The 14,127-nt window shown below is 66.4% G+C and carries 14 protein-coding genes; 8 read left to right on the forward strand and 6 right to left on the reverse strand.

All coding sequences use genetic code 11. The annotated features are described in order from the left end of the window. Positions 1–52 precede the first annotated feature (52 nt). Complete coding sequence (locus EL337_RS16140; protein WP_407662590.1) at positions 53–982, reverse strand: ABC transporter substrate-binding protein; 930 nt, start codon at positions 980–982, stop codon at positions 53–55. Positions 983–1,305: 323 nt separating this feature from the next. Here EL337_RS16140 and panD point away from each other — a divergent pair, with 323 nt between their 5' ends. Then, on the forward strand, positions 1,306–1,713 hold the full coding sequence (gene panD / locus EL337_RS16145; RefSeq protein WP_048633690.1) for an aspartate 1-decarboxylase: 408 nt from the start codon (positions 1,306–1,308) through the stop codon (positions 1,711–1,713). Next, positions 1,713–3,008 carry a lysine N(6)-hydroxylase/L-ornithine N(5)-oxygenase family protein gene (locus EL337_RS16150; RefSeq protein WP_048633689.1) on the forward strand — a complete coding sequence of 432 codons (1,296 nt, stop codon included), beginning with the start codon at positions 1,713–1,715 and terminating at the stop codon, positions 3,006–3,008. The genes panD and EL337_RS16150 overlap by 1 nt, the downstream gene beginning before the upstream one ends. 7 nt (positions 3,009–3,015) lie before the next feature. Here EL337_RS16150 and EL337_RS16155 read toward each other — a convergent pair whose 3' ends face one another. The 4 genes from EL337_RS16155 to EL337_RS16170 all read right to left on the reverse strand — a co-directional run bounded on the left by EL337_RS16155 (position 3,016) and on the right by EL337_RS16170 (position 6,408). After that, positions 3,016–3,789, reverse strand: coding sequence for an acyl-CoA thioesterase domain-containing protein (locus tag EL337_RS16155; RefSeq protein ID WP_197724282.1), 774 nt, complete (start codon positions 3,787–3,789; stop codon positions 3,016–3,018). Between the two features lie 119 nt (positions 3,790–3,908). Then, on the reverse strand, positions 3,909–4,424 hold the full coding sequence (locus tag EL337_RS16160; protein ID WP_048633687.1) for a phosphate-starvation-inducible PsiE family protein: 516 nt from the start codon (positions 4,422–4,424) through the stop codon (positions 3,909–3,911). A gap of 13 nt (positions 4,425–4,437) precedes the next feature. Continuing rightward, complete coding sequence (locus tag EL337_RS16165; protein WP_048633686.1) at positions 4,438–4,920, reverse strand: TspO/MBR family protein; 483 nt, start codon at positions 4,918–4,920, stop codon at positions 4,438–4,440. Between the two features lie 66 nt (positions 4,921–4,986). Beyond that, a complete protein-coding gene (locus EL337_RS16170) occupies positions 4,987–6,408 on the reverse strand; it encodes a purine-cytosine permease family protein (protein WP_048633685.1) in 1,422 nt (473 codons plus the stop codon). A 64-nt stretch (positions 6,409–6,472) separates the two neighbouring features. On the opposite strand from EL337_RS16170, the gene EL337_RS16175 reads away from it, so the two are divergent. Together EL337_RS16175 and EL337_RS16180 are read left to right on the forward strand one after the other, a co-directional pair. After that, on the forward strand, positions 6,473–7,645 hold the full coding sequence (locus EL337_RS16175; RefSeq protein ID WP_370737184.1) for a DmpA family aminopeptidase: 1,173 nt from the start codon (positions 6,473–6,475) through the stop codon (positions 7,643–7,645). A 49-nt stretch (positions 7,646–7,694) separates the two neighbouring features. Then, positions 7,695–9,137, forward strand: a complete 1,443-nt coding sequence (locus EL337_RS16180) for an MFS transporter (RefSeq protein WP_232786849.1) — start codon at positions 7,695–7,697, stop codon at positions 9,135–9,137. 17 nt (positions 9,138–9,154) lie between these two features. Here the strand turns inward: EL337_RS16180 and EL337_RS16185 are convergent, their stop codons facing one another. Beyond that, on the reverse strand, positions 9,155–9,586 hold the full coding sequence (locus tag EL337_RS16185) for a type II toxin-antitoxin system Rv0910 family toxin (protein WP_048633683.1): 432 nt from the start codon (positions 9,584–9,586) through the stop codon (positions 9,155–9,157). 257 nt (positions 9,587–9,843) lie between these two features. Between EL337_RS16185 and EL337_RS16190 the strand changes: the two genes are divergently transcribed. From EL337_RS16190 to EL337_RS16205, 4 genes are all read left to right on the forward strand, one after another. Then, the gene (locus tag EL337_RS16190; RefSeq protein ID WP_264035403.1) at positions 9,844–11,058 is read left to right on the forward strand and encodes an ABC transporter ATP-binding protein; all 1,215 of its coding nucleotides are present in this window, start codon (positions 9,844–9,846) and stop codon (positions 11,056–11,058) included. Positions 11,059–11,133: 75 nt separating this feature from the next. Further along, positions 11,134–12,315, forward strand: a complete 1,182-nt coding sequence (locus EL337_RS16195) for a polyamine ABC transporter substrate-binding protein (RefSeq protein ID WP_048633682.1) — start codon at positions 11,134–11,136, stop codon at positions 12,313–12,315. 4 nt (positions 12,316–12,319) lie between these two features. After that, positions 12,320–13,195, forward strand: a complete 876-nt coding sequence (locus EL337_RS16200) for an ABC transporter permease (RefSeq protein WP_048633681.1) — start codon at positions 12,320–12,322, stop codon at positions 13,193–13,195. Then, complete coding sequence (locus EL337_RS16205; protein ID WP_048633680.1) at positions 13,192–14,049, forward strand: ABC transporter permease; 858 nt, start codon at positions 13,192–13,194, stop codon at positions 14,047–14,049. Before EL337_RS16200 ends, EL337_RS16205 begins: the two co-directional genes overlap by 4 nt. Positions 14,050–14,127 lie beyond the last annotated feature (78 nt).

Raw genomic sequence — 14,127 nt, forward strand, 5'->3', positions numbered from 1 at the left:
AGACACCGATGCCCCGCCGGGTGAACCGGCGGGGCATCGGTGTAGCGGCGTGTCAGGCGTTCGACAGGTCGGCGACCGGCCGACCGTTGAGCGCGTTGGCGAGCTGCGGGGTGAGCACATCCAGCGCGTACATCAGTGCATCCGGACCGCTGTAGGTGAGCGCGCCACTGAGGTTGGACTCGAACGTGGTGTAGAGCGTGCGGTCCTCGCCCACCACACCCAACCTGGCGAACGCAGGCGAAGCGAGCATCTGGTCCTTGGTGGCGCCGTTGACGAAGAGCACGTCGCGGTCCAGCAGGTCGAGCTTCTCCTCGCTGACGTCGCCGTCGACGTCCTGGGTCTTGAAGCCAAGAGCGGTGAAAAGCGAACGGCGGGGATCATTTTCCGGGAGCAGATAGTGGCCGCCGCTCTCCGGTCCGAAATCCACGACGAGCGTCTTGCCCTCGAACTCGGGGTTCGCCGTGCGCGCCGCGTCGATCTTTCCCTGCACGGTGGCGACGAGTTCCTTGGCCTCATCCTCCTTGCCCAGTGCCTTGCCCGTGGTGATCAACTGAACATCCCAGGGGGTTTCCTCGTCGGGATAGTCACCGGACTGGATGACGGTGGGAGCGATCTGCGACAACCTGTCGTATGTCTGCTCGTCGACGGACTCATAGATCGCGAAGATCAGGTCCGGCTTCTGAGCGGCGATCGCCTCGAAGTCGATTTCGTCGGCGCCCCACGTGGTCACCCCTTTACCGTCCGTGGCGGCCTTGACCCAGGGGTAATTGTTGTACTCCTCGAAGAACTCTCGTGTGCTGACCGGCACGACGCCGAACGGCAGGACGAAGTCCTGGTCGGTCCACCCCACGGTCACCACCCGGCTCGGGTTGGCGGGAACCTGGGTCTCGCCGAACTTGTGGGCAATCGTCACGGTCTCGACCTGTGGGCTCTTCTCCTGCTCAGAACCGCAGGCGGCCAGCACGCCGACCACCAGAAGCACGGTCGCGACGACTGCGGCGCCTCGACGCCACCCCCATTGATGCAGCTTCACGCGCACAATCCCTTCGCTAAGCGTCATTGCTCACGGAATATTAGCTTAGGCTCGCTTCACCTGCGGCACCCCGCCAGGTAATTTTCTCTACAGTCAATTCACAGCAAGCTGACAGAAGTGATTGGAGCGCAAGGATTTTGGCTTCGCGCCGGGCCCGACGGAGGCCTTGCGTCGGACCGAATATAAGTTAGCCTTCGCTAAGCGACATCAGTGATGCCGTCATGTCGGTGAGCACGACACCATGCCGGGCGGCAGCGAGGCAGGGAGGCCGGATGCAGCGAACATTGCTTGGAGGCAAGATCCACCGGGCCACGGTGACACAGGCCGATCTGCACTACGTGGGATCGATCACGATCGACGCAGAATTGATGGGCTCAGCCGGGATCATCGAGGGTGAGCAGGTACACGTCGTGGACATCACCACCGGCGCACGGTTGGTGACGTACGCGATCACCGGCGCCCCCGGCAGTGGGGTGATAGGCATTAATGGCGCTGCAGCACACCTGGTTTCGCCCGGGAACCTGGTGATCATCATGTCGTTCCTCCACGTCGACGATTCCGAGACAGAGCAGCATCGCCCCAGGGTGGTCCACGTCGATTCCGACAACCGGATCGTCGCGCTCGGATCCGATCCGTCCCAGCCGGTGCCCGGGGCGGTCAACCAGATGGCAGGAGCCTGATGACAACCACCGACACCGCGAGCACCAACGGGCACCATGCGGTGCTCGATCTCGTCGGCGTCGGGTTCGGCCCGTCCAATCTGGCGCTTGCCATCGCGATCCGCGAACACAACGACGGCGCCGCCAGAGGGCTGACAGCCGAGTTCGTGGAACTCAAGTCCGAGTTCGGCTGGCACACCGGAATGCTGCTTCCCGGCACCACAATGCAAATATCCTTTCTCAAAGACCTGGTTACGCAGCGGAATCCGAGAAGCGAATTCACGTTCCTGAACTACCTGACCGAGCGTGAACGGCTCACCGAGTTCATCAATTACAAAACGTTCTTCCCGACGCGCCTGGAGTTCCACGATTATCTCGCCTGGGCCGCCGACAAGGTCGACGCCTCCGTGCGTTACGGCTCGCGGGTCACCTCGATCCGCGACGTCGACGGTGTCTTCGAGGTCGAGTTCACCGGCACCCACTCGGGTGTGTTGCGGGCCCACAACGTGGTCATCGCCGGCGGCCTGGCACCTCAACTACCACCCGGTGTCACCCGATCGTCACGTCAGATCCACAATCACACCTTCCTGCACGACCTCGAACGGCTACCCACCCGGCGGCACAACCGGTTCGCCGTCGTGGGCGCCGGACAGAGCGCGGCAGAGGTGTGTGCCTACCTGCACGACCTGCCCGACGTGGAGGTCCACGGTGTGTTCGCGAAGTACGGATACAGTCCGGCAGACGACAGTCCGTTCGCCAACCGGGTGTTCGATCCCGACGCCGTCGACGACTTCTACTCCGCGGCACCGGGTGTGCGCCGGCAGCTGATCAACTACCACCGGAGCACCAACTACTCGGCGGTCGATCTTCCGCTGATCGAAGATCTCTACGCCCGGGAGTACGCCGAACGGGTGGCGGACAGACGGCGCCTGTTCATGCGGGGCGCATCGAGCATCAGCGCCACCGAAGAACACGACGACGGCGTCCGGGTGGACATCCTGCACCACCCCACCGGCGAGGTGGACCGAATCGAGTGCGACGCGGTGATCTACGCGACGGGGTTCGCGCCTGCCTCGTTGCGGGGAATCCTGGGCGAGCTGTACCCGGATCTCGTCCAGGACGACGGCCGTCCCGTGGTGTCGCGGGATTACCGGCTCTCCACGAAGACACCGACGGCCGGATCGCTGTACATCCAGGGCAACACCGAGCACAGCCATGGACTCACCTCGTCGCTGCTGTCGAACATCGCCGTGCGCAGCGGTGAGATCCTCGAGTCCATCGCCGCGGCCAGGCTGGCCCCGGCGACTGTGCGGTGAGAGAGCGCTACTCGTAGCTGATGTCGCCCAGCCTGAACTGCCGTGTGGCGAAATCGATCTGAGCCGCCGGATTCGCCAGCGCCGTCGTCAACCCGGCACCGAACGGTCCCTGGCTGTCGAACAGGGTGGCGGTACCGACCGCCAGTCCGTCTGCGGCATGGTGAGAGTCGGCCTGGATGCCGATCCAGTCATCCGCGGGAAGACGCGACAGCGCCAGCGTCATATCCCCGTTGATGTACCCGACGCCGTCGGTGCCGAGGTTCGTCACCAGGCTGGTCGCCTCGGCCACCGTCGCCGCGCAGACGAAAGGCGAGTTGGGCTCACCGGCGACAACCCTGATCCCATCGTTGAAGAACCGCTTGCGGGAGGCGTTCTGATGCTCCGCGGGTGAGCGCGTCCAGCCGACGTCGTCACTGCCCACGAACGGCGCGATGGTCGCGTCCGGCTGCGGAGTCGCCGGAAAGGTCTGCGGCGAATGCCACAGCGTGCCTGGCGGGGGCGCCGACGGCCGGTACTGGACCAGCGTGGCTCGTGCCACCACGCGGTCGCCCTGCACGACGTCACACTCGGCGCTTCGGACCCTGCGCCCATCTCTGACCACCGTGACGTCGAGTGTGGTGAGCGCGTTGCGGGCGGCCCGGAACAGGTCGACGGTGAGCCGGGCGGGCCGGAATTCGGGGGAACCGCACTGCTTTTCCAGTTCGCGGGCCACGAGGCCGACGATCGCCGGCCCATTGAGGTGATCATCACCCCAGTGACTCTGGGCGAACCGGGTCGGCATGAAACCGTGGCCGGCTCGGGTGAAGTGCGCCGGATGGTCGACGTCCTCGATGGTGTGCTGCACGCCTTTCAGTAGACCCCGCGCCCACCCGCCGCGCGCAGCGGGGTACCGCCGCACCGTCAGGCGTCGGCCGATTCCTCTTTGACCGCGCGCTCGCCCGAGTCCTCCCGGCTGGGTCGGCGGCCGCGCATGATGAACGCGGCCAGTGCGAGCACCAACACCACCGCACCGAGCACCGCGATCTCGACTACGGCGCGCGCAAAGTTCGGACCTTTGTCGAGCAAGGTCGCGGCCTCGACCGACAGCACGACGATCTCCTTGATGCCTGCCAGCATGCCGACGATGAGAAACGGTTCGACGACGATCTCATGGGACCGCAGCGACGTGCGCACCGCATACAGCAGCTCGACGAAGATGAAGATCAGCAGTAAGCCGTCGAGGATCTCCAGCATGATCGTGTTCACGGGAGTATCACGCAGGCGCAGCATCGTATTGAACTGGCTGACCAGCAGCGCCGCCGAACCAGCCACCAGCATGACGGCTATGGCCCAGTAGATCGCATCTTCGAGCACACTCAGAATGCGGTCGGCCAGCCGCTGACGCTCCTCGCCCTCATCCTCCGACTGTCGAGCCATCCGCCGGTACCCGTCAGCGATTCAGTTGCCAGATGCGGGTGGACAGCACCGTCGCGAACGCGCACCACAGCGGGTACGCCGCCAGCGCAGCACCCGCAGGAGCATTGACCGATGCCGCGCGGCGCGCCAGGTCGGCGCTGCTGACCGTGAGCACGCCGGAGAGCACCGCGGCGGGGCCCAGCTTGCGCCGGTTGAAGAACACCCAACTCCATCCGGCGTTGAGCACCAGGTTGACGGCAAGGGCGCGGGTGTAGGCACGCGCCCGCTCGGTATCCCCGCGGTCGTTCAGTGTGTCCAACGTCGACGCCGAGACCGCCGAGATGTCGGAGTAGAGGATGTTCCACGCGATCGGGAAGGCCAGGCTCGGCGGCTGGAAACCGGGCTTCTTGAGGCGCCGGTACCACGTCGACTCAACCGACGTCCGGGTCGCCAGCGCACCGAGCGCGGCGGCGGTGAACGATCCGCCTGCTGTCTTGGCAAGAGTGGAGGGACGCATCTGATTCCTTTCCGACGACCTGTAGGTCAGCATCCAGCGCTGTACCCGGATCCCGTCAGGCAAATCTCACGGTGCCTGCGGCGCCGCGGCCACGCGGCGTGCGGTGAGCCGACGGTACCCGCCGTAGAGTGCAGCGGCGGCCAATCCGTTGACGAAGTACGCGATGTCGGCTCCGTGCCATGCCAGCGCGACAGGACCCTGGATGAGCGACGTGTTCATGAAGGGAATCGCCACCAGGTAGGCGACCACGAACACCACGAGTGCGGCCATGCCGTCGCGCCGGCCGGTTGTCTCGCGCGCGGGGTCCACACTGCGCCTGCCGGCGGCCCGCACCCGCCAGTCGATGACCACCACGGCCACGAAGGCCGGGATCCAATAGCTCACCAGCAGCAGGACGTCGGTGAACCGGGTCGCAGTGTCGGCCGCGTGCAGCCACAGGATCAGCACGAACGCCAGCACCGTCACGATGACAGCCGAGACCGGCCTGCGCACCCGCACCCCGATGGTCTGCAGGGCCAGCGAGCCGCTGTAGTCGTTCATCACGCCGGAGCCGATGGAGGCGATCGCGATCACCAGCAGTGCGAGCGCGCCCAGCACGCCTCCGCCCATCACCGAGCGGACACCCTCGACGGTGTGCTCGCCGACAACGCTCGCGGCGGCGATCCCCACGCCCTGGACGAAGACGTAGCCCGCCGCCAGGCCCGCGGCGGTGAAGCCGAACACCCGGACCGGCGACACCGAGGACGGTAGGTAGCGGCTGAAGTCGGCGGCGTAGGTGGCCCACGAGATCGCCAGGCTGAACGCGATCGTCACCTCCAGCACGAACGCGCCCACGAGGTCGGCGCCCGACACCGCGGCGGGAACCACGATCTCGTGACCGCCGACCAGCTTGACGGTGAACGCCACGAACGTCACGAACAGCACCACCGTCAGCACCGCTTGCAGCCGGTGGATCAGCTCATAGCCGAAGAACCCGACGACGCCCTGCACGCCCAACACGATCAGCACCGCGGACCAGAACGGGATCCCCAGCAGCGCCGACAACGCCTCACCGCCGAACAACCCCACCAGCGCGTCCCATGCGATCGACGAAAACCATTGCAGCGCTGCAGGAACCACGACTGTGCCACCGAACGCCATCCTCGCGTTCGGCAGCTGCCCAGCACCCGTGCGCGGCCCCCAGGTCGACAGATAACCCACCACCAGCGAGCCGAGCACGGTGCCGATGACCATCGCCAGCAGGCCGAGCCAGAATCCGAGTCCCAGCACGATCGCCAACGTGCCCGTGAAGACGCCCGTCATGTTCACCTGCGGCGCGAACCACACGGTGAACAGCCGCGAGGGAGCGCCGTAGCGATGTTCCTCGGCGATGGGCGCGATGCCGTGCGTCTCGACCGACAGGTCACCCGCGCCCGCGGGCCGGCGTCCACTGAACACGTCACCGGTCAGCGCGCTGGTTCCGGACTCGGCCGAGGTTCCTTGCGACATGGCCTTATTCGACCACGTCGGCTCTGGCTCGACCGCGGCGCCCCGGATGACGATGATTCATCACATGACCCCGACAGATTTCGCGACCCACACCGCTGACGGCAGGCCCCGTGCGCGCGGCGCCGGCATCCCGCTCCCGGGCACACCGGGACCTCTCAACGCGCTCACCGACGTCGCCGGTGTCCAGGTCGGAATGACGACGCTGATCGAGGGGCAGGGACCGCTGGTCGTCGGGCAGGGGCCGGTGCGCACTGGTGTGACCGCGATCCTTCCGCGGGGACGTGCCGGCGTCGGACAGCCCTGCGCTGCGGGCTGGTATTCACTCAACGGCAACGGGGAGATGACCGGGACCACCTGGATCGACGAGGTGGGGTCGTTCAACGTGCCTGTCGTGCTGTCGAATACGCACGCCGTGGGCGCGTGCCACACCGGCGTCGTGCAGTGGGCCAATCGCGTCGCCCCGCGGCTGGCCCGTCAGTGGCTGCTTCCGGTGTGCGCCGAAACCTGGGACGGCTACCTCAACGACATCAACGGAGGGCACGTCCACCCCGCACACGTGGAAGCGGCTCTCGACGCCGCGTCCGGCGGGCCGGTTGGTGAGGGGTCGCTCGGCGGCGGCACCGGGATGAACTGCTACGACTTCAAGGGCGGCAACGGCACCTCGTCGAGGCTCGTCCCCTACGGAGCACGCACGTACACCGTTGCCGCGTTCGTTCAGGCGAACTTCGGATCGCGGGCGGAGTTGACGATCGCCGGCCGTCACATCGGAGGTCTGCTGCTCGACGACAACCCGCTCGACGGCGACTGGTTCGCGCGCGATCTCGCCGGCGCGCCCCCACCCGGGGCCGGTTCCGTCATCGCCGTCATCGCGACCGACGCTCCGCTGCTTCCCGGTCAGTGCAAGGCGCTTGCGCGCCGGGTTCCGTTGGGACTCGCCAGAACCGGGACGACGGGCAGCCACTTCTCCGGCGACATCTTCCTGGCCTTCTCCACCGCTGACGTGCCCGGTCTGGCCAGCGCCTTCCCCCTCGGACCGGTGGGCTCGGACGGTGACGACGAGATCGGCACCATCCGCTTCCTGCCGTGGGGTCGGATGGACGACCTGTACGCCGCGGTGGTGCAGTGCGTCGAGGAGGCGGTGCTCAACGCGCTGGTGGTCAACGACGACATGACCGGCCGCGACGGGCACCGCTCCCCCCGCCTACCTCTCGACCGGCTACCGGCTCTGCTGAACTAGCCGCCATACTCGACGAGAACACCAAGACCATCTAACGATCGGAGCGGGCGTGCCTCAGGCCGGAGTGAAGCGGCCGCGTCTGCTGGTGATCGGGCTGAGCGTCGTGGTGCTCACCGTCGCCGTCCTGCAGACGGCGGTGGTGCCGGTACTCGGCGTGATCGCCGACCAGCTCAACGCCTCCGCGGTCGCCGTCAGCTGGGCCGTCACGGCGAACCTGCTCGCCGCCGCCGCCGCGACACCCCTGATAGGGCGACTGGCCGACCTGCACCGCAAGAAGCGGGTGCTGCTCGGCGTGCTCGCGGTGGTGCTGACCGGATCGGTGCTGGCCGCGGTCACCTCGTCGCTGGCGCTGTTGATCGTCGCGCGGGTCCTGCAGGCCGCATCGTTCGCCCTGTATCCGATCTGCATCGCGATCCTGCGTGAGGAGCTCAGCGCCGACCGCATGGTCTCGGCCATGGCCGTGCTGTCCGGCACGCTCGGATTCGGCGGCGGCACCGGTCTGGTCGTGGTCGGCCTCCTGATGAGCGGCGACGCCGGCTATCACCGGGTGTTCTGGCTGACGACCGCGTTCACCGTCATCGTCATCGTCATCGTGGTCGCCCTGGTGCCCAATCGCGCGCGCACCGCGTCGGGTTCGATCGACTGGCTGGGTGCGGTCGGGCTGGCCGTCGGCCTGTCGCTGCTTCTGCTGTCGATCACACAGGGAAACGCGTGGGGGTGGGTGTCAGTGCGCACCATCGGCGGCGCCGGCGCCGGGGTGGCCGTGCTGATCGGGTGGTGGTTCTGGGAGAAGCGGGCCCCGCGCCCGCTCGTGTCGACCCGGATGCTGACCCGGCGGTCGATGTTGTTCACCAACCTCGCGACGATCTTCGTCGGCATGGGGTTGTACTTCGCGTTCCTCGGTCTCACCCAATTCGTCCAGATCGAGCGCAGCGTCACCGGGTACGGCTTCGGCGCCTCGGTCCTGCAGGCCAGTGTGATCTATCTGCTACCCGGCGCGCTGACGGGCTTCCTCATCGCACTCGTCAGTGGACGCTTCATCGACCGGTTCGGTGCCCGCCCGGTCCTGATCGTCGCGGCCCTGGCCGGGATCGTCGGATTCCTCTTCGTGGCGTTCGCGCACTCGTCGCCCTGGCAGGTGATCACCGCCAGCATCCTGGCCAACGCCTACATCAGCCTCGGATACGGCGCCCTGCCCGCGCTCGTCGTCGGAGACAGCGACCCCGGTGAAACAGGCATTGCGACCGGCATGAACGCCATCGCACGGACGATCGGCAGTTCCACCGCGGCAGCCCTGGTCGCCGTCATGCTCGGCCGCACCACCGCCGGGGGGACGCCGCTGGAGAGCAGCTTCACCATGATCTTCCTCGGCGGCGCGGTGACAGCGGTCCTGGCAATGGTGCTCATCGCGGTGTCGCAGCCACGGTCTCGGGCGACGAAATCCGACGAAGACCGCTACGAATCACGCGCAATGAACCACGAGTGGGGCTGACCCGGATCAGCCTCGGATCAGCGCAGCTCGGCCAGATTGCGCACCGACCGGTCCACGTCCTTCTTGATCACCCGGGCCACGACGTTGCCGACCGGCGTATTCAGCAGCCCGCCGGAGAGATCGGCGATGACCCGGAACGACGAATCGTCGTTGCCGTGCGGTTCCACCTGCATGCTCAGCGAAATACACACCCCGCCCCGGCCGGTGCCGACGAGCTCGATCTCCTTCGGCTCGTCATAGCGGGTGACCCGCCAGTGGATGACGTTGCGGAACCCCTTGACCTTGATCAACGACGCCACCTGGGTGTCGACGTCGATCTCCGACGGGACCGCGCTCTTCCAGCCGGCGAAGATCGTGAGCCACTCGTCGAACCGCTTGAGGTCCGAGGCCAGCACCCACGCCCGCTCCGGGCTGAGGTCAGAGGTCACCGAGACATCGACAGTCGCCATGCCCCCTTCCCTACCCCAGGTCATCCCCCACGTAAACAGCACCGAACGGCGCGACGGGCTGCAAGACTTGAGCCCGCAACGGCGAACCCCTGCCGATCGAACTCCGGTCAGGCATAGGTGCCGCACGTTTTCTTCCACGGATTCTTACGTTCAGAGGGCGATCACGCGGCGGATTCCATTGTGTGAATGTAAATTCGTTGCGGAATCGCTTGCGAAGGTCCGCCGGATCGGCGATGGTTTACCCACAGCCGGGGGGCATGTATGAGGAGGATGGGGTTCTGACCCGCGCACACACCGCCGCTGACCAGCAGACGGGACAGCACGGCGCCGCTCGCGACAAGGGCGGCCCCGTCATCGAGATCGACCATGTCACGAAGCGTTTCGACGACTACGTGGCGGTCGCCGACGCCGACTTCTCCATCGCTTCGGGCGAGTTCTTCTCCATGCTCGGACCGTCGGGATGCGGAAAGACGACGACGCTGCGCATGATCGCCGGGTTCGAGACGCCGACCGAGGGAGCGATCCGCCTCGAAGGCACCGACGTGTCGAGGACACCGCCGAACAAGCGCAACGTCAACACCGTGTTCCAGCACTACGCGCTGTTTCCCCACATGTCGGTGTGGGACAACGTCGCCTACGGTCCGCGCAGTGCCAAGAAGGACAAGGCTGAGGTCCGCAAACGCGTCGACGAGTTGCTGGAGATCGTGCGCCTGAGCGACTTCGCCGAGCGCAGGCCCGCGCAACTGTCCGGCGGGCAACAGCAGCGGGTGGCACTGGCGCGTGCGCTGGTGAACTACCCCAGCGCGCTGCTGCTCGACGAACCACTGGGCGCGCTGGACCTCAAACTGCGCCACGTCATGCAGTTCGAACTCAAGCGGATTCAGCGCGAGGTCGGGATCACGTTCGTCTACGTGACCCACGACCAGGAGGAAGCCCTGACGATGAGTGACCGCATCGCAGTGATGAATGCGGGCAACGTCGAGCAGATCGGCACCCCGACCGACATCTACGACCGACCCTCCACGGTGTTCGTGGCGAGCTTCATCGGACAGGCCAACCTGTGGGCGGGACGTCAAACCGGTCGCGCCAACCGGGATTTCGTCGAGATCGACGTGCTGGGGTCCACGCTGAAGGCGCGCCAGGGCGACACCACCATCGAGCCGGGCGGGCACGCGACGCTGATGGTGCGGCCCGAGCGGCTCCGGGTGACGATGGACCAGCCCACCGGTGACGTCTCCGGTGTCCGCGCCACCGTCTCGGACCTGACCTTCCAAGGTCCCGTCGTGCGGCTCTCACTGGCCGCGCCGGACGAGTCCACCATCATCGCCCACGTCGGACCGGAGCAGGACCTGCCACTGCTGCGCCCCGGCGACCAGGTGTACGTGAGCTGGGCCCCCGATGCGTCGCTGGTACTGCCCGGCGCCGACATTCCGACCACCGAGGATCTCGAAGAGATGCTGGACGACTCCTGACGTTTTCGCCGGGCAGCACCACTGCCGCCCCACCCCGTATCCCACTCCCCGGAGCCGACGAAAGGCACGCCTCGCATGTCCCGTGAGATCGACCCCCACCTGCTGGCCCGTCTGACCGCAAGCCGTACCTCGCGCCGGCGCTTCATCGGCGGCGGCGTCGCAGCCGCCGCAGGCCTCACCCTCGGGTCGTCGTTCCTGGCGGCCTGCGGGTCGGACAGCAGCACGTCGAGCAGCAGCACCGAGGACAGCGGTCCCGCCAGTGGGACGCTGCGCATTTCGAACTGGCCGCTGTACATGGCAGACGGATTCATCGCCGGCTTCCAGACCGCGTCGGGCATCACGGTCGACTACAAGGAAGACCTCAACGACAACGAGCAGTGGTTCGCCAAGGTCAAGGAGCCGCTGTCGCGCAAGCAGGACATCGGTGCCGATCTGGCCGTGCCGACGACGTTCCTGGCCGTGCGGTTGAATCAGCTCGGGTGGCTCAACAAGATCAACCACGACGCCGTGCCCAACATGAAGAACATCCGTCCGGACCTTCTCGAGGCGAGCGTGGACCCGGGCCGGGAGTTCAGCGCCCCCTACATGTCCGGTCTGGTCGGCCTCGCCTACAACCGGGCGGCCACCGGCCGCGACATCACGACCATCGACGACCTGTGGGATCCCGCGTTCAAGGGCCGCGTCAGCCTGTTCTCCGACGCCCAGGACGGTCTCGGCATGATCATGCAGTCCCAGGGCAACTCGCCGGAGAACCCCACCACGGAGTCGGTCCAGCAGGCCGTCGACCTGGTCCGCGAACAGAACGACAGGGGCCAGGTCCGGCGCTTCACCGGCAACGACTACGCCGACGACCTGGCTGCCGGCAATATCGCTGTGGCACAGGCGTATTCCGGTGACATCGTCCAGTTGCAGGCCGACAACCCGGACCTGCAGTTCGTCGTGCCCGAGTCGGGCGCCACGACCTTCGTCGACACCATGGTGATTCCGTACACCACGCAGAACCAGAAGGCCGCCGAGGCGTGGATCGACTACGTCTACGATCGCGCGAACTACGCCAAGCTCGTGTCCTTCGTCCAGTACATCCCCGTGCTGTCGGACATGACCGAGGAACTCGAGAAGATCGATCCGGAATCGGCGGCCAACCCGCTGATCAACCCGTCCCCAGAGGTGCTGTCGAAGTCCAAGGGCTGGGCGGCGCTCACCGACGAGCAGACGCAGGAGTACAACACCGCGTACGCCGCCGTCACCGGCGGCTGACGCGATGGCAGGCGTCGCCAGCAGCAGCCGCCAGCGCAGCAGGATCGCGCCGTACCTGATGGTCCTGCCCGCGCTGGTGTACCTCGCGGTCTTTTTCGTGGTTCCGTTCTTCTCGTTGGCCCGCACGTCGTTGTCGGAAACCGCAGGCTCGGTGTTCATGCCGACGCTGACGTTCGCGTGGGACTTCGGCAACTACACCGAGGCGTTCACCCTGTACCGGGATCAGATCTTCCGGTCGTTCGGTTACGCCTTCGTTGCGACGATCCTGTGCCTGCTACTGGCGTTTCCGCTGGCGTATGTCATCGCGTTCAAGGCCGGCCGGTTCAAGAACCTGATTCTGGGGCTGGTGATCCTGCCCTTCTTCGTCACGTTCCTGATCCGCACCATCGCGTGGAAGACGATCCTCGCCGACGAGGGGTGGGTGGTCAGTGCGCTGGGCACCGTCGGTCTGCTGCCCGACGAGGGACGGCTGCTGTCCACCAGCTGGGCCGTGATCGGAGGCCTGACCTACAACTGGATCATCTTCATGATCCTGCCGCTGTACGTCAGCCTGGAGAAGATCGACCCCCGACTCCTCGAAGCGTCCAAGGACCTGTACTCGTCCACGCCGCGCAGTTTCCGGCGGGTGATCCTGCCGCTGTCGATGCCGGGGGTGCTGGCAGGCAGCATGCTGGTGTTCATCCCCGCGGTCGGTGACTTCATCAACGCCGACTACCTCGGCAGTACCCAGACGACGATGATCGGCAACGTCATCCAGAAACAGTTCCTCGTGGTCAAGGACTACCCGGCCGCGGCCGCGCTGAGCTTGGGACTGATGCTGCTCATCCTGGTCGGGGTGCTGCTCTACACGAGGGCGCTGGGCACGGAGGATCTGGTATGACCACCCAGGCAGGCGCCGCGATCGCGACCGCCGCGCAGCAGGACCCGAGACCGAAGAAGGTTCGCGCGCGCCGCAATTGGGGCGACGTACTGTTGCGGATCGCCGCCGGGCTGGTGCTCGTCTATCTGTTCCTGCCGATCTTCGTGATCGTGCTGTTCTCGTTCAACAAGCCGGCGGGCAAGTTCAACTACACCTGGCAGGGCTTCACGCTGGAGAACTGGCTGGACCCGTTCAAGTACCCACCGCTGACCGAAGCGCTCAAACTCAGCCTGAACGTCGCCGCGGTGTCGACGGCGGTCGCGGTCGTGCTGGGCACCCTGGTGGCCATCGCGCTGGTGCGCCAACGGTGGCGCGGGCAGCGTGCAGTCGACACGTTCCTGATACTGCCGCTCACCGCCCCGGAGGTGGTGATGGGCGCGGCCCTGCTGACGCTGTTCCTGGACTTCGACTGGCCCGCCGGCTACACCACGATCCTGTTGTCGCACATCGCTTTCGAAGTGAGTTTCATCGCCATGACGGTGCGCGCCCGGGTGCGTGGTTTCGACTGGACGCTGGAGGACGCGTCGTTGGATCTGGGCGCGGGACCGGCCCGCACGTTCTTCAAGGTGACGTTGCCGCTGATCGTGCCCGGCATCGTCGCCGCGGCGATGCTGTCGTTCGCCCTGTCCCTCGACGACTTCATCATCACTTACTTCGTCAGCGGATCCGAGGTGACCTACCCGCTGTACGTCAACGCGGCGGTCAAGGCGGCGGTGCCGCCGCAGATCAACGTGCTGGCGACAGCCATCCTGCTGGTCAGCTTGGCGCTGCTGGCGGCGGGAACGCTCTACCGCCGCAAGAAGTTCGTGGGCTAGCCCGTATCCAGCGGCGAGCGTGGGCCCTCTGCACGGCTCCGCGCGGCGGATTTCCGTACGTGAGGCCCACGGTCGAGC

The sequence above is a fragment of the Mycolicibacterium aurum genome (assembly GCF_900637195.1).
GTDB classification, from domain to species: domain Bacteria; phylum Actinomycetota; class Actinomycetes; order Mycobacteriales; family Mycobacteriaceae; genus Mycobacterium; species Mycobacterium aurum.

Excerpts from the sequence above, each read along its gene's own strand:
- EL337_RS16175 (WP_370737184.1), top strand. The coding sequence starts at position 6,473 with ATGACCCCGACAGATTTCGCGACCCACACCGCTGACGGCAGGCCCCGT.
- EL337_RS16195 (WP_048633682.1), top strand. The coding sequence starts at position 11,134 with ATGTCCCGTGAGATCGACCCCCACCTGCTGGCCCGTCTGACCGCAAGC.
- EL337_RS16190 (WP_264035403.1), top strand. The coding sequence starts at position 9,844 with ATGTATGAGGAGGATGGGGTTCTGACCCGCGCACACACCGCCGCTGAC.
- panD (WP_048633690.1), top strand. The coding sequence starts at position 1,306 with ATGCAGCGAACATTGCTTGGAGGCAAGATCCACCGGGCCACGGTGACA.
- EL337_RS16150 (WP_048633689.1), top strand. The coding sequence starts at position 1,713 with ATGACAACCACCGACACCGCGAGCACCAACGGGCACCATGCGGTGCTC.
- EL337_RS16160 (WP_048633687.1), bottom strand. The coding sequence starts at position 4,424 with ATGGCTCGACAGTCGGAGGATGAGGGCGAGGAGCGTCAGCGGCTGGCC.
- EL337_RS16165 (WP_048633686.1), bottom strand. The coding sequence starts at position 4,920 with ATGCGTCCCTCCACTCTTGCCAAGACAGCAGGCGGATCGTTCACCGCC.
- EL337_RS16155 (WP_197724282.1), bottom strand. The coding sequence starts at position 3,789 with ATGCCGACCCGGTTCGCCCAGAGTCACTGGGGTGATGATCACCTCAAT.
- EL337_RS16200 (WP_048633681.1), top strand. The coding sequence starts at position 12,320 with ATGGCAGGCGTCGCCAGCAGCAGCCGCCAGCGCAGCAGGATCGCGCCG.
- EL337_RS16170 (WP_048633685.1), bottom strand. The coding sequence starts at position 6,408 with ATGTCGCAAGGAACCTCGGCCGAGTCCGGAACCAGCGCGCTGACCGGT.
- EL337_RS16185 (WP_048633683.1), bottom strand. The coding sequence starts at position 9,586 with ATGGCGACTGTCGATGTCTCGGTGACCTCTGACCTCAGCCCGGAGCGG.
- EL337_RS16205 (WP_048633680.1), top strand. The coding sequence starts at position 13,192 with ATGACCACCCAGGCAGGCGCCGCGATCGCGACCGCCGCGCAGCAGGAC.